Origin of the sequence: Sphingobium sufflavum (genome assembly GCF_021403115.1) — a bacterium.
Lineage (GTDB): Bacteria > Pseudomonadota > Alphaproteobacteria > Sphingomonadales > Sphingomonadaceae > Sphingobium > Sphingobium sufflavum.
Genome location: NZ_JAJSSH010000009.1, coordinates 155,366 through 177,491, shown reverse-complemented (window position 1 = coordinate 177,491; position 22,126 = coordinate 155,366). Strand labels below are relative to the sequence as shown.

The 22,126-nt window shown below is 66.6% G+C and carries 19 protein-coding genes and 1 pseudogene; 9 read left to right on the top strand and 11 right to left on the bottom strand.

Going from position 1 to position 22,126, the window contains the following annotated elements; all coding sequences use genetic code 11:
• Positions 1 to 9 precede the first annotated feature (9 nt).
• A complete protein-coding gene (locus LWE61_RS14260) occupies positions 10 to 1,086 on the top strand; it encodes a hypothetical protein (protein ID WP_234151306.1) in 1,077 nt (358 codons plus the stop codon).
• 12 nt (positions 1,087 to 1,098) lie between these two features.
• Here LWE61_RS14260 and LWE61_RS14255 read toward each other — a convergent pair whose 3' ends face one another.
• The gene (locus LWE61_RS14255; RefSeq protein WP_234151305.1) at positions 1,099 to 1,500 is read right to left on the bottom strand and encodes a hypothetical protein; all 402 of its coding nucleotides are present in this window, start codon (positions 1,498 to 1,500) and stop codon (positions 1,099 to 1,101) included.
• Positions 1,497 to 1,739, bottom strand: coding sequence for a hypothetical protein (locus LWE61_RS14250; RefSeq protein WP_234151304.1), 243 nt, complete (start codon positions 1,737 to 1,739; stop codon positions 1,497 to 1,499). The genes LWE61_RS14255 and LWE61_RS14250 overlap by 4 nt, the downstream gene beginning before the upstream one ends.
• Positions 1,740 to 1,835: 96 nt before the next feature.
• Between LWE61_RS14250 and LWE61_RS14245 the strand changes: the two genes are divergently transcribed.
• From LWE61_RS14245 to LWE61_RS14220, 6 genes are all read left to right on the top strand, one after another.
• The gene (locus LWE61_RS14245; protein WP_234151303.1) at positions 1,836 to 2,525 is read left to right on the top strand and encodes a S24 family peptidase; all 690 of its coding nucleotides are present in this window, start codon (positions 1,836 to 1,838) and stop codon (positions 2,523 to 2,525) included.
• A 74-nt stretch (positions 2,526 to 2,599) separates the two neighbouring features.
• Positions 2,600 to 5,971, top strand: a complete 3,372-nt coding sequence (locus LWE61_RS14240) for a transglutaminase family protein (protein ID WP_234151302.1) — start codon at positions 2,600 to 2,602, stop codon at positions 5,969 to 5,971.
• Between the two features lie 71 nt (positions 5,972 to 6,042).
• The gene (locus LWE61_RS14235; protein ID WP_234151301.1) at positions 6,043 to 6,864 is read left to right on the top strand and encodes a DUF4349 domain-containing protein; all 822 of its coding nucleotides are present in this window, start codon (positions 6,043 to 6,045) and stop codon (positions 6,862 to 6,864) included.
• Between the two features lie 10 nt (positions 6,865 to 6,874).
• Positions 6,875 to 7,474 (top strand): Pr6Pr family membrane protein, encoded by a 600-nt coding sequence (locus tag LWE61_RS14230; protein WP_234151300.1) that lies wholly within the window; start codon positions 6,875 to 6,877, stop codon positions 7,472 to 7,474.
• Positions 7,475 to 7,616: 142 nt separating this feature from the next.
• Positions 7,617 to 8,771 (top strand): MFS transporter, encoded by a 1,155-nt coding sequence (locus LWE61_RS14225; protein WP_234151363.1) that lies wholly within the window; start codon positions 7,617 to 7,619, stop codon positions 8,769 to 8,771.
• A gap of 46 nt (positions 8,772 to 8,817) precedes the next feature.
• Positions 8,818 to 9,888: a GNAT family N-acetyltransferase gene (locus LWE61_RS14220; protein ID WP_234151299.1), complete on the top strand. Its 1,071-nt coding sequence runs from the start codon at positions 8,818 to 8,820 to the stop codon at positions 9,886 to 9,888.
• A 4-nt stretch (positions 9,889 to 9,892) separates the two neighbouring features.
• Here LWE61_RS14220 and LWE61_RS14215 read toward each other — a convergent pair whose 3' ends face one another.
• The 3 genes from LWE61_RS14215 to LWE61_RS14205 form a co-directional block, all read right to left on the bottom strand.
• Positions 9,893 to 10,792, bottom strand: coding sequence for a cupin domain-containing protein (locus LWE61_RS14215; RefSeq protein ID WP_234151298.1), 900 nt, complete (start codon positions 10,790 to 10,792; stop codon positions 9,893 to 9,895).
• Entirely contained in the window at positions 10,789 to 11,991 is a 1,203-nt protein-coding gene (locus LWE61_RS14210) for a GNAT family N-acetyltransferase (protein ID WP_234151297.1), read from the bottom strand. The genes LWE61_RS14215 and LWE61_RS14210 overlap by 4 nt, the downstream gene beginning before the upstream one ends.
• A 325-nt stretch (positions 11,992 to 12,316) precedes the next feature.
• The gene (locus LWE61_RS14205; protein WP_234151296.1) at positions 12,317 to 12,517 is read right to left on the bottom strand and encodes a VOC family protein; all 201 of its coding nucleotides are present in this window, start codon (positions 12,515 to 12,517) and stop codon (positions 12,317 to 12,319) included.
• 570 nt (positions 12,518 to 13,087) lie between these two features.
• On the opposite strand from LWE61_RS14205, the gene LWE61_RS14200 reads away from it, so the two are divergent.
• Together LWE61_RS14200 and LWE61_RS14195 are read left to right on the top strand one after the other, a co-directional pair.
• On the top strand, positions 13,088 to 13,558 hold the full coding sequence (locus LWE61_RS14200; RefSeq protein ID WP_234151293.1) for a hypothetical protein: 471 nt from the start codon (positions 13,088 to 13,090) through the stop codon (positions 13,556 to 13,558).
• Positions 13,555 to 14,280 (top strand): HTTM domain-containing protein, encoded by a 726-nt coding sequence (locus LWE61_RS14195; protein WP_234151291.1) that lies wholly within the window; start codon positions 13,555 to 13,557, stop codon positions 14,278 to 14,280. Before LWE61_RS14200 ends, LWE61_RS14195 begins: the two co-directional genes overlap by 4 nt.
• Positions 14,281 to 14,292: 12 nt before the next feature.
• Here the strand turns inward: LWE61_RS14195 and LWE61_RS14190 are convergent, their stop codons facing one another.
• The 6 genes and pseudogenes from LWE61_RS14190 to LWE61_RS14165 form a co-directional block, all read right to left on the bottom strand.
• The gene (locus LWE61_RS14190) at positions 14,293 to 15,054 is read right to left on the bottom strand and encodes a class I SAM-dependent methyltransferase (protein WP_407696244.1); all 762 of its coding nucleotides are present in this window, start codon (positions 15,052 to 15,054) and stop codon (positions 14,293 to 14,295) included.
• Between the two features lie 260 nt (positions 15,055 to 15,314).
• Positions 15,315 to 16,442: a peptide chain release factor 2 gene (gene prfB / locus LWE61_RS14185; protein WP_234151289.1), complete on the bottom strand. Its 1,128-nt coding sequence runs from the start codon at positions 16,440 to 16,442 to the stop codon at positions 15,315 to 15,317.
• A gap of 57 nt (positions 16,443 to 16,499) precedes the next feature.
• Positions 16,500 to 19,022 carry a penicillin-binding protein 1A gene (locus LWE61_RS14180; protein WP_234151287.1) on the bottom strand — a complete coding sequence of 841 codons (2,523 nt, stop codon included), beginning with the start codon at positions 19,020 to 19,022 and terminating at the stop codon, positions 16,500 to 16,502.
• 82 nt (positions 19,023 to 19,104) lie between these two features.
• On the bottom strand, positions 19,105 to 19,779 hold the full coding sequence (locus LWE61_RS14175) for an HAD family hydrolase (RefSeq protein ID WP_234151285.1): 675 nt from the start codon (positions 19,777 to 19,779) through the stop codon (positions 19,105 to 19,107).
• 539 nt (positions 19,780 to 20,318) lie between these two features.
• Positions 20,319 to 20,723 carry a hypothetical protein gene (locus LWE61_RS14170; protein ID WP_234151283.1) on the bottom strand — a complete coding sequence of 135 codons (405 nt, stop codon included), beginning with the start codon at positions 20,721 to 20,723 and terminating at the stop codon, positions 20,319 to 20,321.
• Between the two features lie 6 nt (positions 20,724 to 20,729).
• Positions 20,730 to 21,741: pseudogene (locus LWE61_RS14165) on the bottom strand (N-acetylmuramoyl-L-alanine amidase family protein).
• Positions 21,742 to 22,126: the final 385 nt, after the last annotated feature.

The window sequence follows — 22,126 nt, the reverse complement described above, 5'->3', positions numbered from 1 at the left end:
GGGATGGACATGTCAGTTCATCAGCGCCTCAGGGCGCAAGGCAGGGAACGAAACAGGCTCAAAAGCGCCACGATTGCGGGTCTGGTCACAGTGACCTGCCTGATCGCGGTGCCGGTCGAGCTGGTCGAACTCATCCTCGCGTCCATCGGACTTTCCGAGCTTTTGCCCGTGCTGGCGCCCCCCATCGGGTGGCCCGTGCGGATCGTTCTGGCCCTGATCGGGGCCGCCATCGCGGCGGTCATCGTGGCGGGCCGGGATGACGACGGCGGCGCGGTGCGAATCGCGGGTGTTGGACCGGGCATGAAAGGGAATGGCATCATGGGTTGGACGCGAAGCCTCGGACTGCATCATCTGGCACGCCTTGCCCGTGGCGGTGACGGCGGCCTGGATAGCTATCCCGCGCCGTTGTCGCGCGGTCCGGTCTTGCGCAGCAAGCGCGAAGCGGCCGTGCCCATCGACTTTCTCGCCCGCAATCGCCGGGACATGCATCCGGACGCGCCGCCGCGCGCGCCGCTGGTCGTCAGCCGTGATCTGCCGGGCGTCACCGAACTCACCGTCCTCGACGCGGGACCGGATGTGGCTCCGCCACCCCCGGTCCCGCCCTGCGCTTCCCCGATTCGCGATACCACCAGCGAGGATCGCCCCCGCCCGCTGCCCCGCTCCCCCGCGCCGCTGAGCGATTCGGATTTGAGCTGGGTGCGGGGCCTGCTGGCCGAGCGTGAGGCGAAGGCGCAAGGCGATAATCCTGTTTCGGCGCCTGTGGCGGCTCCGGTCCCGTCGGTGACAGCGCCCTTCGTGGCGAGCGCTGCCCCGGCATCCGATAGTGCAACGCCCGGCCCGCCCTCGCTGCTGTCGCTGGTAGACCGTTTCGAACAGGGCGTGGCCCAGCGGGTTGCCCTGCGCGATGCGGCCAATGCGATGGACCGTGTCGAGGAAAGCCTGACCGGCTATCCCGTCACGCCGATTACGACCGCTGTCGAGGCGTTGCCCCCTGCCGATGACGAGCGGGATGTCGCGCCGGAAGTGGATGTCGCGCTTAATGCGGCACTCGAAACGCTGCGGAAATTGTCGGCCAAGGCGCGCTGACCTTTCGTCGCCTCACCATGCTTCGATGGTGAGGATGGAGAGTGTCAGCAACCAGACATCGTCGTCCGCACTACAATGATCGACGGACAGGTCGGCGACGATATGACCGGCCAGGGCGAATTCCGCGTCCGGCAGGGACTGGCGCAGCGCCGCGGCGCGGACCTCCACATTATCCCCCCGAATCACCAGTGTCACACCATGGCGCGCACCGACGAACGTGGCGCTGGCCCATCCGGTGATGTGGCTGTCGATCGTTTCGCTGCCCGGTCCCGCCATTTCGACCAGCGCGGTCAGCAGGCGGCCATGGCAATCGCGGCGCATCGGGCGGGGCGAACTGGGCTTGATCGCGTCGTTGCGGCGAGCGAGACGATAGGCTTTCATCTTTGTCGCCGGGAAGATTGCGCGCGCGTTCATGCCTGTGCTCCCTGATTCTGGATGGGCGTGGCCTTTCGGACGGCTGTCCGCACCGGCGGTTGCCAGTCGCCATGGGTGGCGATGAAGTGGCGCAGGCGGCGGCACATGCGTTCCGACGGTTCCCGCCCGTTGCGCATGTCCAGCACGATGCGGGGATCGCGCACCGCTTCCCGCCCGAAACGGGTCGGCGCCATGCCCGTCTGTCGCAGGAAGATTTCGACGGTTCTCAAGATGGTCATGGCGCGCGCCTCCGTTCGCTCGAATCAAAATGTTCCTTTTTTGTTCTCTATCAAATCCTACTTGTCTAGGAAAAATCCTATCCTATATGTTCCATTATGGATGACACATCGCCCCGCGACGTGCTGGACCGGCTGATCCGCGAGAAAGGGACCAGCTATGGTGCCCTGTCAGCACTGCTGGGGCGCAATTCTGCTTATATTCAGCAATATGTTAAGCGGGGTACGCCGCGAAAGCTGGATGAGGAGGATCGCCGCAGGATCGCGCGTTTCCTAGGCGTGGAGGAGAGCCTGCTGGGGGGAAGGGACGGGGGGGTGCCTGCGGTCCGGCCTGCGCTCACCGCCGGAAATAGGAAATATCCTCCCGGTCGGGAATTGGTGGTCGTGCCCCGCCTGCCGCTCGGCGCGTCGGCAGGGGCTGGGTCGCTGGATGAAGATGAAGCGGCGGCGGACGCCATTGCGTTCAGCCCGCGTTGGTTGCGCGATCTGGGCGGGCGGCCCGACAGCCTGTCGATCATTCGTGTCGACGGCGAGTCGATGGCCCCGACGCTGGGTCACGGCGACGATATCATGGTGGATCGCAGTGATGGCGCGGACCGGCTGCGCGATGGCATATATGTGCTGCGCCTCGACGATGCACTGATGGTGAAGCGGGTCGCCATGACGCTGCGCCGTGACCGTTTCTCTGTGCGTAGCGATAATCCCGCCTACCCGGACTGGGACGATGTAGACCCGGACAGCGTGGCGATCGTCGGCCGGGTCATCTGGGCAGGGCGGCGTATGGGATAGGGCGAATGACGGCCCATTTCAGGTAGCCGCAGATTTGTGTTGCATTGCAACAAGGATCGCCGTTTGATGCGGATATGATTACAGCCGCGTTGCACCACAAGACGGCCTACCGCTATGACCGGCTTATCCGGCTTGGCCCACAGGTCATTCGCCTGCGGCCCGCGCCGCACAGCCGCACGAAAATCCCCAATTATGCGCTCAAGATAGAGCCTGCGAACCATTTCCTGAACTGGCAGCAGGACCCGCATGGCAACTGGCTGGCGCGGGTGGTCTTCCCCGATCCGGTCGATCATTTTTCGATCGAGGTCGACCTGCTGGCCGACATGGCGGTTATCAATCCGTTCGATTTCTTCGTGGAGCCTTACGCGGAGGATTATCCCTTCGCCTATGACGAGGTGATCGCGTCCGATCTGGCCGCTTATCATGGGCTGGAGCCGCAGGGTGCGCGTTTCGACGCGCTGGTCGCCGAAATGGCCGGTTTCCGGGGGCGAACGGTGGATTTCCTTGTCCATGTGAACAGCCGGGTCCAGCAATATATCGGCTATGTCATCCGCATGGAGACGGGCGTGCAGACGCCGGAGGAGACTCTGGAGGTCGGCACCGGATCCTGCCGCGATTCTGCCTGGTTACTCGTCCAGCTTCTGCGCCGTCTCGGTTTCGCCGCGCGCTTTGTGTCCGGCTATTCGATCCAGCTAGTGGCGGATGTGGAGCCGGTGGAAGGCCCCAAGGGCGTGACGCAGGACGTGTGCGATCTCCACGCCTGGGCGGAAGCCTATGTGCCGGGCGCGGGCTGGATCGCGCTCGACGCCACGTCCGGCATGTTTGCGGGGGAGGGGCATATCCCGCTCGCCGCGACGCCGCACTATCGTTCCGCCGCGCCCATTACCGGCGTTGCCGACTATGCGGAAGTCAATTTCGAGTTTGAGATGTCCGTATCCCGCATTGCCGAGGCGGTGCGGATCACCAAGCCTTTCACCGACAGCCGTTGGGAGGCGCTGCTCGCCTTGGGCGACCGGGTGGAGGCCGACCTGATCGCGCAGGATGTGCGGCTGACGACGGGCGGAGAACCGACCTTCGTCGCTGCGGATGACCCGGAAGCGCCCGAATGGAACGGCGATGCGGTCGGCCCGACCAAGGCGCTCTACGCCGACCAGTTGATCCGCCGCCTGCGCGAACGCTTTGCGCCGGGTGCCTTGCTCCACCATGGGCAGGGCAAATGGTATCCGGGTGAGAGCCTGCCGCGCTGGGGTTATTCGCTGTACTGGCGCACCGACGGCGTGCCGGTGTGGCGCGACCAGAGCCTGATCGCCGGATCGGTCCTGCCGCCAAAGAACGGGGATCAGGCGGCCGCCGGCCCGGAACTCAGCGTCGCTGTCGCGCGGGAGTTTCTGATCGCGACGGCGCAGGCGCTGGGCGTCGAGACGGACTATGTCGATGCCGTTTATGAGGATGCGTTGAGCTGGTCGGTCAAGGAAGCCGAACTGCCCGACAATGTCTCCCCTACCGATCCCAAGATAGACGACCCGGAGGAACGCAGCCGCATTGTGCGCGCGTTCGAGCGCGGCCTCTCCAATCCGGTCGGCTATGTCCTGCCTATCCAGCGGTGGAACAGCAAGGTGGCGGCGGTGCCCCGTTGGAAGAGCGAGAAGTGGAAGGTGCGCCGCGGCGTCCTGTTCGCGGTGCCGGGCGACAGTGCGTTGGGCTATCGCCTGCCGCTGGGATCGCTGCCCTATGTGCCGCCGTCCGATTTCCCCTATATCCATGCCCGCGATACCAGCGAAGCGCGGGAGCCGCTGGCCGATTTCCGGGGGCAACGCGATGCGGAGGCCCACTCTCCTCGCGAAAGGGAGCAACGGTCCGAGCGTGTCGAGGCGGCGGAAGGTGGCCATGACGCGCAGGAGCGGGTCGAGCAGCGCATCATCGACGGCGCGGTCCGCACCGCTATCACCGTGGAACCGCGCGAGGGCTATCTCTCCATCTTCATCCCGCCGGTGGAGACGCTCGACGATTTTCTGGAACTGGTCGCGGAGATTGAGGCGACTGCCGAGAAGACCGGTATTCCGGTCCGTATCGAGGGCTATCCGCCGCCACCCGACCCGCGGCTGCGCGTCTTCAAGATTACGCCCGACCCCGGCGTGATAGAGGTCAACATCCATCCCGCGACGACATGGCGCGAGTCGGTGGAGATCACCACGATCCTGTATGAGGAAGCGCGGCAGGTCGGCCTGACCGCCGACAAGTTCATGGTGGATGGCCGATCCATCGGCACAGGAGGCGGCAATCACCTCGTCATGGGTGGGCCGACACTGCTCGATTCGCCCTTCATCCGCCGTGCGGACATGCTCAAGAGCCTCGTGCTTTTCTGGCAGCGTCACCCCTCGCTCAGTTACCTCTTCTCCGGCCTATTTATCGGTCCGACCAGCCAGGCGCCCCGCATCGACGAGGCACGGCATGACAGCCTGTATGAGTTGGAGATCGCGCTGGCGCAGATCCCTGGTCCCGAGGTTGGTGAATTACCGCCTTGGAAGCTCGACCGGCTGATGCGCAACCTGCTGGTCGATACCACCGGCAACACGCATCGCACCGAAATCTGTATCGACAAGCTGTTCTCGCCCGATGGCCCGACCGGCCGTCTTGGCCTCGTCGAATTTCGCGGGTTCGAGATGCCGCCAGACGCGCAGATGAGCGTGGCGCAGCAATTGCTGCTGCGTGCGCTGGTGGCCTGGTTCTGGCGCGATCCGCAGCAGGGGCGTCTTGTCCGCTGGGGCACGTCGCTGCACGATCGCTTCCTGTTGCCCCATTATGTGTGGGCCGATTTCCTCGACGTGCTCGCCGATCTGCGGCAGGCTGGGTATGATTTCGACCCAGCCTGGTTCGAGGCGCAGCGCCAGTTCCGTTTCCCCGTGCATGGCACGATTGAGGCGGGTGGAGTCACCCTCGAAATCGCCCATGCGCTGGAACCCTGGAACGTGTTGGGCGAGACCGGGGCCATCGGCGGCACTGTTCGCTATGTGGACAGCAGCACCGAGCGGGTGCAGGTGCGCGCCACCGGCCTTGTCGCTGGGCGGCACGTCATCGCCTGTAACGGCCGGCGCGTGCCGATGCAGGCCACCGCCACTCCCGGCGAGGGCGTGGCGGGCATTCGTTACAAGGCGTGGGAACCGGCCAACTGCCTGCATCCCTATCTCAAGGCGAATGCGCCGCTGACCTTCGATGTGCTGGATAGCTGGAGCGGGCGGTCCCTGGGTGGCTGCGTTTATCATGTCGCCCATCCGGGCGGGCGCAATTATGACATCGTGCCGGTCAATGAATATGAGGCGGAGGCGCGGCGCAAGGCGCGGTTCCAGGATTATGGTCATACGCCTGGTCCGGTCGACATGCCGTCAGAAGAAAGGGCGGGTGAGTTTCCCGTGACGCTCGACCTGCGCATACCGCCGGGCGGCTGACGTCTTTCGTTGCGCTCGTCGGAATGTCGTGAAAGAACAAGGCGTGCCGATGGAAGCGGGCGGGAGAAGCGATGCGACGGATATGGTTGGCTACGACCCTGTTGCTGCTGGCGGCTTGCGGGCGGAAGCCGGAGGCTGCCGAGGAGAAGGGCTTTGCCGACACGCAGGCCCTGATGCCCAATGTCGCGGTGACACGAGTGCCTGGTATGTCGCTCACCTACCAATATGGCTTTCGCCTGCCTGCGGAGCGGCTCGCGATGGTGCAGGAAGAGCATGCCGCCCAGTGCGAGGTTCTGACGCCTGCGCGCTGCCGGATCACCGGCATGGACTATCAGGTGCAGCGCAACCGCACGATCACGGCATCGCTTCAGATGAAGCTGGCCCCGGAGATCGCGCGCGGATTTGGCAAGACGGGCGTGGAGACGGTGGTGAAGCGCGGCGGCATGCTGTCCGGTGCACGCATCGACAGCGAGGAATCGGGTGCGGAGGTCGAAGCGGTCGATCGGGACAACGCCGCCGTGGAACAAGAGCGCAGCCGCATCGTGCAACAACCCGCCAGGCCGGGTCTGAGTGCCGCTGAGCGCACACAATTGCAGGCACGGTTGGACGGCCTGTCCGACCAGAAACGGCAATCGGTGGCCGTGCGCGAAACGGCCGCCCTCAAGCTGGCCAGTACGCCGATGACCTTCACCTATGTCTCCGGGAATGTCGATCCGGGTCTGAGCGATGGGCCGATTATCGGCGCGATCAAGGATGGCTGGGCCAATATCGTGGCGGGTTTCGCCATTATCCTGACAGTCCTCATCACGCTGCTGCCCTGGGCTGTGCTGGCGGGGCTGCTGGTCTGGCTGTGGCGGCGGTTCGGTCGACGTCTCTTCGCGGCAAGGGAATAGGGTGCCGCGCGTGTCCGGTGCCGTCGCGGGGATCGTCTCGCTCACCGCATGGGCCGGGCTGGCCGTGCAGTTTGCGGCCACGTTGGCGGTCGAACAGTCCGTGCCCGCGACGCTGTGGATATTGGTGCATTTCTTCACGATCGTCACCAATCTGCTGCTGGCCATCCTGTTTGGGGCGCTGGCGTTGGGACGCAGGGACATCGCCACGCCGGGACGGCTGGGCGGAATCACTCTCGCGATCCTGCTGGTTGGCATTGTCTATGCGCTGCTGCTCACGGGTCTCCACCCGCTGAGGGGAGGCGCGTTGATCGCGGACGGGCTGTTGCACAAGGCAACGCCTGTCCTGGCGCCGCTCGGTTGGCTGGTCGCCGCGCCCAAGGGCGGCCTGACCCGGCGTGACCCATGGCTGTGGACGCTCTATCCGCTGGCCTATTTCGCTTATGCTCTGGTGCGCGGCGCTGTAGAGGGGCGTTTCGCTTACCCCTTCCTCGATTTCCCCGCCCATGGCTGGACGCATGTGGCCGTCCATGCCGTCGTGATGGCGGCGGGGTTTGTAAGTGCTGGCCATCTTCTGCTCTGGCTCGATCAGCGGTTGAGTCGCATCCGCTGACCACATGCAGTTTTCGCAACTGCGAAGAGGCAAAAGGCATTAGCGACAGTGAGCCGGTGTCCCTATTTGCTGTACTTGCTTCCTCCTGTTTACCGAGACGCTCTTGCCCGAATCCCCTCGCACCGTGCATCCCGGTCTCGTGATGCTGGCCCTCGCTATGGGCGGCTTCGCCATTGGCACGACCGAGTTCGCGACCATGAGCCTGTTGCCCTATTTCGCGTCAAGCCTGGGCATAGACGCGCCCACGGCGGGGCACGTCATCAGCGCCTATGCGCTGGGCGTGGTGGTCGGCGCGCCGATCATCGCGGTGCTGGCCGCGAAAGTGCCGCGCCGCACTCTCTTGATCGGCCTGATGGCGATGTTCGCGGTCGCCAATGGGCTGAGTGCGCTCGCGCCGGACTATCATTGGATGCTGCTGTTCCGATTCCTGAGCGGCGTGCCACATGGTGCCTATTTTGGTGTCTCGGCCCTGGTCGCGGCGGGGCTGGTGCCGCCCAACCGTCGTACGCAGGCGGTGTCACGGGTCATGGCGGGATTGACCACCGCGACGATCATCGGTGTACCCTTCGCTAATGCGCTGGGGCAGGCTATCGGTTGGCGCTGGGGTTTCGGCGTCGTCGCGGTGCTGGCGCTGCTCACCGCTGCTATGGTCTGGCGGTTCGCGCCGCAGGATCGCGCGGCAGCAGGGGCCAGCCCGTTGCGGGAACTGGGCGCACTGCGGCGTAAGCAGGTGTGGCTGACGCTCGCCACCGGCGCGATCGGTTTCGGTGGGCTGTTCGCCGTCTATACCTATGTTGCGTCCACCATGCTGGAGGTGACGCATGTTTCACCAGCGTTGCTGCCGCTGGTGCTGGGCATTTTCGGGCTGGGCCTGACGCTGGGCAATTTGTTCGCGGGATGGGCGGCCGACCGGGCCATGCTGCCGACCGCGGCCGGCATGATCCTGTGGAGTGCGGTGTCGCTCGCCCTTTATCCGGCGATGGCGGGCAATATCGGCACCTTGTCGCTGTCGGTCCTGATGATCGGTTTTGGCGGTGGCTTTGGCGTCATCCTGCAAATTCGACTAATGGATGTCGCGGGCGATGCGCAGACACTGGCTGCGGCGCTGCATCACAGCGCCTTCAACTTCGCGAATGCGCTCGGCCCATGGCTGGGTGGACTGGCGATTGCGGCGGGCTATGGCTGGACCTCGACCGGCTGGGTGGGCAGCCTGCTGGCGCTGGGCGGCCTCATGCTGCTGGGCGTTTCCGTCGCGGTCGAGCGGCGGAGCGACGCCCGCCTGTGCGTGGCGGGTTGACGAGCGGGCTTGACGCCCCCGTCGCCGCGCCACATGACGCTGTGCCATGGGGTCCGCCGCGCTAACCGTCCGTTTTGAGCCGCTGCCGGGCCTACCTAAGCTCGAACTGCGCTGGAGCGCGCTGGAGGCGCAGGCCGCGCCGAATATCTTCACCGGCTGGACATGGATCGGCAGTTGGTTGCGCGCGACCGGCGCGCGTCCCGTGCTGCTGGCGGTACGGGATGCTGCGGGCGCTGAAGTAGCCCTCGCGCTGATCGGGCGGTCGCGGGATAGGCGGCTGCTGGGCCGTGTCGCCACCCTGCGCCTGAACGAGGCGGGCGACGCCGATGCCGACCGCGCTTTCATCGAATATAATGCGCCGCTCTGTCGTCAGGGGCAGGAGGAAGCGGTTGCCACCGCCATCGCCACCGCGCTCGATCAGCGGGGCGACTGGCGCGCGATCCGCCTCTCCGGTGTGGTCTCCGGCGATCCGCTGGTGGCAGCGATCCCGGCGCGCCGCCGCATCCTGCTCGACAGTTCGCCTGCCTATCATGTGGATCTGAACGCGGTGCGGGTTGCGGGTGGTGACTACCTCTCTCTCCTGTCCGCCAATAGCCGTAACCAGATCAGGCGGTCGGCAAAGGACTATGCCGGTGTTGCTCGCGTCGAGATCGCGCCCGACGACGCCACTGCCACGGCATGGCTGGCGGAGATGGAGGCGCTCAACAGTGGGCGTCACGCCGATAATGCGTGGGACCATGCGAGCTTCCGCGCCTTTGCGGCGGAGATCGTCCGCACGGGCCGCGTAGATGGATCGGTGGAGTTGCTGCGCATCGCCGCGGGTGAGGTTCTGCTGGGCTATCTCGTCACCCTCCTGGCGGGTGGGCGGGCGATGAACTATCAGTCCGCCTTTGCCGAACCGCCCACCGCCAAGGCCAAGCCGGGGCTCATGGCGCATGCCGCCGCCATCGGCCATTATGCGGAGCGGGGTCATGACCTCTATTCGCTGCTGGCGGGCAAAGACCGTTACAAGCAGTCGCTGTCCACCGGGGCCGAGGTGCTGGAATGGTGGAGGCTGGAACGGTTCAGCCCGGCGCTGGAAGCGGAATATTGGCTGCGGCGGCTGTTGCGGCGCTGAGCGATCAGGCCACCAGCCGCCGCATCAGCCGATAACCCAGCCGCGCCAGTTTCTGCCGCTCCGGCCGCGCGGACACGCGCACCAGCGGCAGGCCGCACGCGCGGAGCAGGCGGTTGAAGCTGTGCAATTCCCCCTCCGCCACACTGCGTTCCGACCGCCATGTGATGGAGAAGCTGATCGAGACGCGGTCGCCATTGTGCACGAAATGGGGCGCTTTGACCGGCACCAGTATTGCGTCGCCTGGCTCCAGCGGGACGGCGGTGCCCCTGTCCCGGAACACCTCGTCCCACACCAGATTGCGGTGCGCGCCCAGCGCGAAGCCCTCGCTCTTTTCCGCCGGGACCAGCATGGTGTCGCCCGCCGGGAAGACCGTCATCACCTTGCCACCTGCGATCTGGAGCAGGATATTATGCTCCGGGTCCATATGGAACGGGGTCACGCTGCCCGGTGAGGTCAGGAAGATGAACGCCTCGCGGTGCGCCATCGGGCCGGTGCGGGACTCCACCACGGCGCGCAGCGGTTCTAGGGCCGCGTCCAGCAGGGCGGCGTAGGCGGGGTCGCTCTCGACATTCTTGAGCACCATCCATGACCCGTTGTCGCCGATGGTGCGGATGGTCTGGGCGATAGAGAGGGTGGGGCGGGGGGTGTCCTCCGCCGTGATGCTCAGCGGCAATTTGCCTGGATTGTACTCGACCTGCGCGCCCGGCAGCCGGTCGGCCAGCGCGGCGATGGCGTCCACGGTCAGCAGCGGATGATCGGCCAGCCCATGGGTCAGCGGGGCAGGAAAATCGGGGTAGGCGGCGGCGAAGGCGGCCAGGGCGGCGGGGGCGAAAGTTACAGGATGACCAACCGAACGGGTGTTTTCGACGGCGGCCCCCGCGGGGGAATCCAACAGGGTGGTCATGCGCTCCTCCGGTGCCGCGCGCGGGCGGCCAGTGCCTCTATTGTGTCGATAGCGTAACGAGTTACCCGACCCCGTAGCCCGCGCAGCCCCGGCCGGTGCAGCGCGACGCGATATTGCACGATCGCGCGCCGTTCCGCCCACAGGCTGTCGATCATCGGGTGGCCGGGCATGGCGCAACTGTCCATCCAGGGCGTGCGCCGGTCGTCCAGCACGCGGGCGAGATTGTCCATCTCCACCAGCACGCCCGGCGAATAGCGGGCAAAGGCGGGATCATTGGCGATCTTGAACGAGAAACCCCCGCCGCCGCCGACGAAATTGACCAGCATGGCGATGGCCCGCCCGTCGCAGTCGATGCGCAGCATGTCGAGCCCGCCCGTGGCAAAAGCGTCGGCGCACGCCTGCCGGAAGAATCGCGCATTGGCCGGATCGGCGGTCAGCGCCGTGCCCTCCGCCCCCTTCCACCCCAGCGCCTCCAGCGCGAGGAAGGCGTCGCACCATGGCGACAGGTCCGCCGCATCGGTCAGCACCCGCCGTTCGATGCGGCCACATTCGGCCAGCCGGTTCTGCTGGCGGCGCAATTCCTTGCGCTTCTTGGACCGGACATTCTGCGTCCAATAATCCTCCGCCGAGAGGGGGCTGCGCAGCAGGGCGCGCTCATAACGTTCGATCTCGACGATGGTCCGGCCCTGCGCGGCGCACAGCGCGGCCAGCGCACGAACCGCCGGTCCATCGCCATCGACCAGCCGCAGGTGCAGGAAATCCCCCGACCAGTCGGCCGCGTCCAGTTGCGCGAGCAGGCCGCGCCAGCCATCCTCCTCCCGCCCGGCGCGCAGCAGCGGCGCGCCATAATAGCAATGGGGATGGACCCAGTTGGCGACATGCCGCGCCGGATAACGGCCATGGCGCGTGGCCGCGGCGACGGGCAGCCGGGCCAACAGCGTGGCTTCGCCGCCATCGCCGCTATCCTCCGTCACATCGAGCCGGCGAACCTGCCCCGCCGGATCGAACTGCGCCAGCGCGGCATGGAGCATGGCGGGTTCGTAGAAGCTGTTCGCCTCCGCCCATGGACAGGGAGCGGGAGACACGGGGTCGGCGGGAGGGGGGGGAGAGGGAGCGGACAGGGAGGCGGGGGGCATGGCGGCGCCCTGCGCCGGCGTCGCGCCCGCTTGCGTCCAATGATCGACCGGCTCCTGCTTCATGCCTTCGCGGGTACAGGGGAAATGTTAGGAAGCTGCTAAGCCATGGCGCGGTTTTGGGACCAATATGGTCGAAACGGGGCAAGGTTGCGCCAGCTTTGTGCCTGTTTTGCGCGCGATAGGGTCGCTGGATGCGGGTGTTGTGCGTCGTTCGGCGTTCGGCGGGGTGCGCGTGGCGGGTGGCAAGCCAACCATAGCCGGTCATGCCTGACGTTTTGCGTTGCGACCGTCCGCGAAGGATGCCGGGAAACGCCTGAGCGCCGGTCTGTCCTGAAAAGGGAAATCCGAGGGGTCTGCCAACCCCTCAAACCCGCCTCCATGACAGGATTTAAGACGGCTCACCGAAAGACACGAAGCGCATCATGTTGCCGTCCAGATCGCGCGCATAGGCACCGTAAGCATTAGGGCCATATTGCTGCGGACGCGGGCCGGGATCGCCTTCGTTATGGCCGCCGTTCGCGAACGCTGCGGCATGGGCGGCGCAGATTTCAGCCTCACTCTCGCACAAAAGGCCGGGCCATGGCGCCATGGCCCGGCACCGCCGCTTCCGGATTAAGAGGTCGGGCAACCCAGATGCGCCCGCCATCGCGCATTTGGCAGCGCAAGCCGTGCGGCATGAAATCCGCCAAAATCGTTCCGCCGATCACGGGCAACAGGGCAACAGGGCATCCTAACAGGGACGCGCTTTTGCCACGTCGTTCGATCCCATCATCCCATAGTTCATCGACATCATGGCCTCCTTCCCTTGGAACGTTGCGGAAACATGTGGCCGCGCCATGCGCCCGGCGCAATCCCCGGCCGTCAGGCCTCTATCCACCCAATTCGTCATCGCGAGGACAGCATGACCGCGAAAACAGGGGGTGAAGCGAGACGGGAGCTTCGGCGTCCTGCTCCTGAAGACGGACATATCCCGTCATTCGGGGTGACGGATGGGGGGGGCGGGAAGCCAGCGTGGCGGACATGACGCGGGGGCCGTGCGGATCGCCGAAAATCATGACCTGCCGTCGGGGGCTTGTGCTCTACAAGCGGTTGACTTGCCCCGGCGATCTGGCTCCAGAGTTGTGGTCCCGACGATCATGAGCGAAGAAAGGCACCGCGCATGGCATCCTCCCCGTTGACGGGCCTGCGCCTGTTGTTGCCCGCGCTGATGCCGTCCTGGCGCTTTTTCGACGCGGTGACGGCCAGTCCGCGCGTGGACTATGCCCTGTTGGCCGCGCCGGGAGAGGAGGCCGGGCCGTGGCGGGAGTTTCGGCCGCGCCCCGCCGTGCTGACGCCGGGGGTCATGCTGCGCCGGTTGCTGTGGAATCCGCAGTGGAACGAGAGCCTGTTCCTGGTCAGCCTGGCGGAGCGGATCATGCGCGCGCCCACGGTGGAGGCCGCCGGTCCCAGCGAGCTGGAGCTGATGTTGCGCGTGGCGCGGCATCTGGACCGGGAGGGGGGCTGTGATCCGGGCGGCTATCTGCAAATCCGGCTGCGCCTCGTTCGCTGTGCGGGTGGGGCGGAGGAGGGGGCGAGCGAGATCGTCTATCTCTCCGGCGCGCGTCCGATGGCCGGACTGGTCACGCGATGACGCTGGACCATGCCCTGACGCTGAGCTGTGCGATGATGGCGATGGCGTTCATCCAGCAGAGCCTGGAGCATCTGCGCCCCGCCGCGCGCCTGCACGAGAGGTTGTTGTTCGTCCCGCGCCTGATCCTGTCGCTGGCGTTGCTGGCGGTGTCGGCGGGCGCGATGATGGGGGTTGGCGTGCCGGGCGCGCTGGCGGGGGTGTTGCTGGTGGCGCTGGTGGTGAACCACCTCTTCATTTTGCCCTTTTTCAACGGCCCCTATAATGGCGGGGCGGACAAGATGAGCCTGCTGATCCTGTGCTGCGTCACCGGCGCCCATGCGCTGCCCGATGCGCGCTGGCGGGAGATGGCCTTTGGCTATCTGGGCCTGCAACTGCTGCTGTCCTATTTCATGGCGGGGTGGGTGAAGGTCATGAACCCGGACTGGCGCAGCGGGCGGGCGTTGCGGGATGTGTTCGGCTTTTCCGCTTATCCTGCGGGGGAGAATGTCCGCCGATGGGCCGGGCATCCCCGCCTGCTGTTCTGGGCGGGATGGGCGGTGATGGCGTTCGAGCTGATCTTTCCGCTGAGCTTTCTGTCCTATCCCACGCTGCTGGCGGGATTGGCGATGGCGGCGTTGTTCCATGGCGCGAACGCCTGCCTGTTCGGCCTCAACCGGTTTTTCTGGATCTGGATCTGCGCCTATCCGTCGATCCTGTGGTTGCAGGATCGGCTGCTGGGCTGACGGCGGGCGGGGTTATTTCGCGAACACCTGCACATGGCAGGGGTTGATCGCTTCGGGGGCGGGGCGTTTGCCGCTGATCCGGAAGCGCGCCATATAGCCGCCGGCAAAGGGGCTGTCGCGGAAATGGGACTGGCGGAAACCGACCGCCTCAAATTCGCATTTGAGGAGGGGCGGCGGGGTGCCGTGGTTGCCGGTCAGCCGGTCGGCGTCGACCACGACCACCTCCCCATCCGGTTTCAGCGCGGGGTAGAGCCGCCAGAGGAAGGCGTAAGGCTCCGCAATCTCATGGTACATATGGACCAGGAAGATGCGGTCGAAACTGGCGGCGGGCAGTTTGGCGTCGTCGGGCGTGCCCAGCTTGACGCTGACATTCTGCCAGTTCTCCCGGTTGATGCGGCGGCCCAGCGCGTCGATGATCTCCGGCACGATGTCCTCGGCCAGCACGCGGCCCTCCGGCCCCACGCGCCGGGCGAGGCGGACGGTGTAATAGCCCTCGCCCGCGCCGATGTCCGCCACGGTCATGCCGGGGCGCACGTCCGCCATGGTCATGATCTGGTCGGATTCGTTGAGCCGGTCGCGCGCTTCCTCGTCCGACCAGCGGGTGGAGATGATCGCGGCGACGGGCCGGTCGGCGGCGGGGAAGGCGCGGGCGCTGTGGGTGCGGCCGTCGCTCTCGTCCGCGCCCATGCCGTCGCAACCCGCCACGACGGCCGCGCCCGCCGTGACCGCGACGGCGGCCAGCGCGAGGAGCAGGCGGGAGCGGCGGGCCAGCATGGCCATTCAGCCCTTCGCGCGCCGGGGGCGGGGGGCTGTCCCGCCCCGCGCCTGCGTCTGTGCAGGGTTCCACGATTGCGGCTGCGCGCTGGCCTGTGCACGGGGCTGCATAGGGGGCAGCGGGGACAGCGGGTACAGGGACAGCGGGTACAGGGACAGCGGTGGCAGAGACAGGGGCGCGATGGCGCGGGGGCGACGATCGGCGCCGATTGCGCCGCTCCCCGCGTCAGGGTTCATCCGGGCAGAGGCAGGCCGACCGATCAATCGACGTCCTCGACCTCGACCTTCTCGCCCGTCACCTTCTGGCTGAGCGCGGCGGCCATGAAGGGGTCGAGCGCGCCGTCCAGCACGTCGTCGGGCGAGGTGGAGGTGACGCCGGTGCGCAGATCCTTCACCAGCTGGTACGGCTGGAGGACGTAGGAGCGGATCTGGTGGCCCCAGCCGATCTCCGTCTTGGCCGCATAGTCGGTGCTGGCCTCGGCCTCGCGCTTCTGCATCTCCGCCTCGTACAGGCGGGCCTTCAGCATGTTCATCGCGGTCGCGCGGTTCTTGTGCTGCGAACGGTCGTTCTGCGACGCGACGATGATACCCGACGGAACGTGGGTGATGCGGACGGCGGAGTCGGTCGTGTTGACGTGCTGGCCACCCGCGCCCGACGCGCGATAGGTGTCGATCTTGAGGTCGCTCTCCTTGATGTCGATCTCGAAACTGTCGTCGATCACCGGATAGACCCACACGGACGAGAAGCTGGTGTGCCGCCGCGCCGCGCTGTCATAGGGGCTGATGCGGACGAGGCGGTGGACGCCGCTCTCCGTCTTGGCATAGCCATAGGCGTTCTCGCCCTTGATGAGCATGGTGGCGGACTTGATGCCCGCCTGCTCGCCCGCATGATAGTCGACGATCTCGACCTTGTAGCCGCGCCGTTCGGCCCAGCGATAATACATGCGCTGGAGGATTTCGGCCCAGTCCTGCGATTCGGTGCCGCCTGCGCCGGCGTTGATCTGGATATAGGTGTCGAAACCGTCGGCCTCGCCGGACAGCAGCGCCGTCACCTTGTCCTTGTCCGCGCGGTCGGCCAGCGCGGAAAGGGCGGCCACGCCCTCGTCCCCCAGCGCGCTGTCGCCTTCCTCGTCCGCCATCTCGATCAGTTCGGCGGTGTCGGTCATCTCCGTCTCGATGGAGCGGGTGGCGGTGATGGCGTTGTCCAGCCGGGTGCGCTCGCGCATCACCTCCTGCGCCTTCTTCTGGTCGTCCCACAGCGTCGGATCCTCGACCCGCGCGTTCAGCTCGTCCAGACGGCGCAGCGCACGGTCCCAGTCGAGCGCGGTGCGCAGGAGGGCCAGGGCGGCGTTGATACGGTCACAATAGGCTTGCGCTTCGGCGCGCATCGTCTTTCTCCAAATGCCTGTGCGCGGGGGCCGTGTCGGACCGCCCGTGCGCGAATATCAATATATGCCGCCTTGGTCGCCCGCGAAATCCCAGCTGGCCTGTGGCCCTGCGTTGCGCCGGGCGGCGGTCGCCTGCGCCTTGCCCGCCGTCATCTCGTCAAGGCGCATGGATCGTTTCGGTTCCGTATCGGGCTTGAACGCTTCCCAGATGATCGCCGCCTTCGGCTCGTTGGTCGGCCAGCCGCTGAAGATTCGGCGGCCCGACTGGCGGTCGATGCGGACCATGCGGATGCCCGCAGGCGCGACGAAGGGCTTGACCGGCATGGGGTCGAGGATCGGCTTCATCGCCTCCTTCCAGATCGGCGCGGCGATGCGGCCGCCCTGTGCGTATCCGCCCAGGCTGCGCGGCTGGTCATAACCCAGATAGACGCCCGCCACGATGTCCGGCGACCCGCCCACGAACCAGACGTTGGTCGGGCCGGAGGTGGTGCCGGTCTTGCCGAACAGGGGCCGTTTGAGGTCGGCCAGCACGGTGGCGGTGCCGCGCTGCACGACTCCCTCCGTGATGTGTACCATCTGGTAGGCGGTCATGGGGTTCATCGCCTGCACCGACGTCGGCGCGAAGCGGGGCATGGCCCGCCCGTCCCACTGCGGTTTGTTGCAGCCGTCGCAGGGGCGCCAGTTGTCCGGCCAGATCACCCGGCCATGGCGGTCCTGCACATAGTCGATGGGCCGCGCCACCATGCGGCGGCCCTGATTGGCCAGCATCGCATAGGCGTTGACCAGCCGTTCGACCGTGGTGTCGCCGGATCCCAGCGCAACGGCCAGATAGGGGGAATAATCGCCGATTCCCATCCGCTTGATAAGGCGTACGACACGGTCCATGCCGGTCTGCGACGCGGTGCGCACCGTCATCAGGTTGCGCGACTGTTCGATGCCCCAGCGCATGGTGTGCGAGCCGCCCATGCCCCGGCTGTCGAAGTTGCGGAAGCATTTGCGGCCCAGCCGCCCGCCCTGGTCGATGCAGAAGGAACCGTCGAGGACGATCGACGCGGGCGTCATGCCATTGTCGAGCGCGGCGGAATAGACGAACGGCTTGATCGTCGATCCCGGCTGCCGCATCGCCTGCGTCACGCGGTTGTAGGAGGAGAGGCGGGAATCGAAGCCGCCCTGCATGGCCAGCACGCGGCCATGATGGACATCCTCGATCATCATGCCGCCCGACACGGCGGGGATGTTGCGCAGGGCATAGCTGCCGCCGCCCACCGGCTTGACCACGATCAGGTCGCCCGGCTTCATCGCCACGAAGGCGCTGGTCCCGGCCTTGCGATAGGCCATTTGCGCCGCCGATGCGGGCAGGGTGCCGGTCGATCCGCCGCGAAAGCCGATGGTGGCGCTGTCGCCGTTCTTGGACAGGACGGCGGCGACGCGCCAGTCCTCATGATCCACGCCCTTGTTGCTGGTCGCCAGTTCCGACGCCCAGCGTTCGCCGGGGTCGATGGTGGCGAGCGGGCCGGACCAGCCATGACCCGCGTCATAGCGCAGCAGGCCGTTGCGCAGCGCCTTGCTGGCCTGCGCCTGCATGAACGGCTGGATGGGGGTGCGGACCCACAGGCCGCCCGCGTAGATGCTGTTCGGTCCGTCCTTCGCGCTCTCCCCGAACTTGTCGATCAGGCGGCGGCGGACCTCCTCCATATAATAGCCGCCGATCCGCTCATAGCCGTCGGCGCGCTGGTTCACCGTGCCCAGCGGTTCCGCCTGTGCCGCGGCGCGCTGGCTGGCGGTGATATAGCCATTCTTCTCCATCTCCCCCAGCGCCCAGTTGCGCCGGTCCAGCGCCCGTTCGAGGCCGGTCGGGGATTCGGGGCGATAGTTGGACGGCCCCTTGGGCAGGATGGCGAGATAGGCCATCTGCGGCAGGGTCAGGTCGGCCACGTCCCGGTCGAAATAGGCGCGGGCGGCGGCCTGTACCCCATAGGCGTTGCGGCCCAGGAAAATCTCGTTGAGGTAGAGTTCGAGGATCTGATGCTTGGTCAGCGCATCCTCCATCCGCCAGGCCAGGATCATCTCCTTGACCTTGCGCGTCGGTGAATAGGCGTCGCCGATCAGCAGGTTCTTGGCCACCTGTTGCGTGATGGTGGAGCCGCCCTTGGCCCGGCGGCCCGACCCGATCTTCGTCACATAGTCGAAGACCGCGCCCGCAAAGCCGGGGAAGTCGACGCCATGATGATCGAAGAAGGTCTTGTCCTCCGCCGACAGATAGGCGGCGATGAGTTGCGGCGGGAAATCGCTGTACTGGAGCTGGACGCGCCGTTCGCGGGCATAGCTGTGGATCGGCTGGCCATTGCCGTCGCGCACGATGGTCGGCAGCGGCGGTTCATAGGTCAGCAGGGCGTCGGCGTCGGGCAGGTCGCGCGCGAACACCAGCCAGAACAGGCCGAACAGGATGAGCAGCCCGCCCGCCGCAAAGGCCAGCCAGCGCACGAAGCGCCCCGCCCAGAGCGCGCGCAGCCGTCCCCTGATGCCCCCATCGTCCCGAACGATCCGGAAATTCTGCTTCTCGCTCGCGTCTTCCGCCATAGGTTCCGGCCTGTAACCTGTCCGTGGTCAGTTGGAAACGCTTTTGCGGGCGCACGCCGCTTATCCGTGCGCCAAGGTCGGCCTATCCGTGCGCCAGCGTGGCGTGGAGGAGGTCGCGCACGGCGTGGAGGTCGGGTGCGATGGCCACGCACAGCGCCTGCATCTCGTCATTGGCGTCGAGCAGGTCGGGCACCATGATCGTCATCATCCCCGCCGCGCTGGCGGAGCGCACGCCATTGTGCGAATCCTCCACCGCCACGCACAGGGCGGGATCGACGCCCAGCCGCGCCGCCGCCGTCAGGAAGGGATCGGGCGCGGGCTTGCCCTGCGCATAGTCGCCGAACGCCACGACATGATCGAACCGATGGGTCAGCGCATGGGCGGCAAGATGGTGGCGCGCGGCCGCATGCGCGGAGGATGTGGCGATGGCGCGGGGCAGCCCCCATGCGTCCAGCGCGTCGAGCAGTTCCTCAACGCCCGGCTTCAGCGCCAGTTCGTCGGGCAGCAGGGCGTCGAAGCGGGCGAGCACTTTCGTGCGAAAGGCGTCCGCCGCGAAATCCGGGCCATAATGTTCGACCAGCCGCGCGCTGGTGGTGGGCCATGGGTTGCCGATGCTGCTGAGGAGCAGCGCCTCCGTCATCACATGCCCTTCGTCCGCCGCGGCGGCGAACCATGCGGTGCGGTAGAGCCGTTCCGTGTCGAACAGGATGCCGTCCATGTCGAAGACGATGGCGATGGGGCGACGGGGAAGGGGCATGGGGGAGGGCTTTCGCGAAGGGTGTGTGGGTGGTTGGGTGGCTAGGGTGCCGGGGCGTTGGGGTTGTTCGGCGCCCGTGGTGCCGAATGGTCGGGAGGATGGCGGAAAAGCGCAAGAATCGGCAATCGGATTTTTGGAGGGTCGGTTTGCCGGGTGTCGAGGGTGGCGCGGTGGCGGAGTGATGGGTTGTGGGTATTGGCCACCCGCGTTGGGAGGCCGATGATCCGCTCGCCTTGCAACACAGGCATCGGCTTTTTCGTCACCCGAATCCAGTCCGCAGTTGTCCCGGTTGAGTATGTCTGCGTGCTCCCCTTCGTCCTGAGCTGGTCGAAGGACTGTCCTGTCCCTTCAATGCGGCTGCAAAAGCGAAGCACTGCCCTTCGACAAGTTCAGGGCGAACGGTGATTATATCCTCCTGGCGCAAGTGGGACTTGATCCGGGGTGTTCAGGTGGATGCGATCAGGCACAGGCGGGATCCCGGATCAGGTCCGGCATGACGACGGTGGAGATGGTGGCGGGACGGCGTTCGCCAGGTCCGCCTAACCGCTCTTGCCGGGCTTCTTCAGGCCGAGTCGCGTGCGGGGCGAGGTTTTGGGACCGGCTTTGGGCACGGTCTTGGGCGGGGCTGCGGATGCGCCGGCCGGGGCCGGGCGGGTGACGACCACCACGCCGTTCTTTTGCCGCACCAGCACCTCCACCCCGCCCATGCGGCGGTTGAGCCGTCCGGCCGCGACATTGGGGGACGGGGGCACCGGGGGCATGGCGCGCAGGGCCTTCTGGATCGCGATCCGGTTCTTGCCCACGGTCTTGATGCCCGCCTTTCGCGCGCGGGCGTCGCGCTGGTGTTTTACAGCCGATGCCGCCTCGTCCCCTTCGGCGGCCCTGCGCCGTGTCGCGCCGGGGCCTATGATGGTCGACCCGCCCAGATAGCTGCCCCGCTTCATGGCGCGTCAGTCCGCCGATGCCCGCGCGAAATAGACGGTGATGGCGCGCACCACGCCGTCCGCGATGCGCCGCTGCCCGGCGGCGCTGCGGATCAGGCCGCCATCCTCGTCATTGCTGATATAGCCGGTTTCCAGCAGCACGGAGGGCGTGTCCGGCGATTTCAGCACGATGAGCGAGGCGAAGCGGTGGGCGGGCTTTTGAAAGGGGATGAGCGACGCGCCCTCCCGCTCCAGGATGCGGGCGAACTGGCTGGACCGGCCCATGGTGTCGCGCTGGGTCAGGTCGATCAATATGTTGGAGACGGCCGACGACTGGCCGGACAGGTTGACGCCGTTCAATATGTCCGCGCGGTTTTCCCGCGCCGCCAGCCGGGCCGCCTCCCGGTCGGAGGCGACTTCCGACAGGGTGTAGATGCTGGCCCCGCGCGCGTCGGGATTGGCGGCGGCGTCCGCATGGACCGACAGGAACAGGTCCGCGCCCAGCCGCCGGGCCAGGTCATAGCGTTCCTGGAGGATCAGATAGGCATCCTCGTTCCGGGTCAGCGCGACGCGGAAGCGGCCCGTGCGGAGCAGCGCCGTCCGGATGGCGCGCGCGATGGAGAGCGTCACGTCCTTCTCCCGCCAGCCATGGGTGGCGTTGACCGCACCGGGATCATGCCCGCCATGCCCGGCGTCGATCATGATGAGGGGGCGGTCGGGATTGTCCGGCCCGGCGACCGGCGGCAGGCCGATGGCGGGGGCGGACGCCGGTATGGCGACGGTGATGCTGTGCGTCTGGCGCGCGCGCCGCGCCATGCGCGCGGGCAGGGGGGCTGCCCGCCCGTCCACCCGCACATCCATCAGGCCCGCCGCGCGGGGTGCGGCGGGGGACGGAAGGGCGGCGGCAGGGGGCGCGATCGCGATCACGGCGAGGAGGAGAAGCATTGGCCCTATATTGCGCTGTCCGCCTGCCGCCGGTCCACCGCTTTTTGCCGTCGACGCCAGCATGACGTCCTGTGCCGGTCCTGTCGCCTGTCATACAGCCGTAAAATTCGCCGTTGCCCCCATGACAAAGGGCTGCTAGCCATAGGTGTCTGGCAAGTGTCCGTTAACTATATCGGTGCATGGACTTGACCGGGTTTTCTTCATCGCTCCCTTTTTCAAAGCGATGCCACAGGTTGATGCTGCATGAGGTATGATTTGTCCGTCCGTCAGCGCGCTTTTGAGCGGCAGATGGCATGGACAGCTGACCGGCGCGCCCGATGGACAATCGGGCATGACCCCATCGAATTGGGGACGACCGGCGCGGCCGATGCAGCAGACGCATCTATTTTTTCACCCCATTGGACCCGTTCGCGACAGAATGGCGCAATTTTGCGCCCATCGCTGTATCGCGCGGCGGACTCCGCCAACAAGTCCATCCG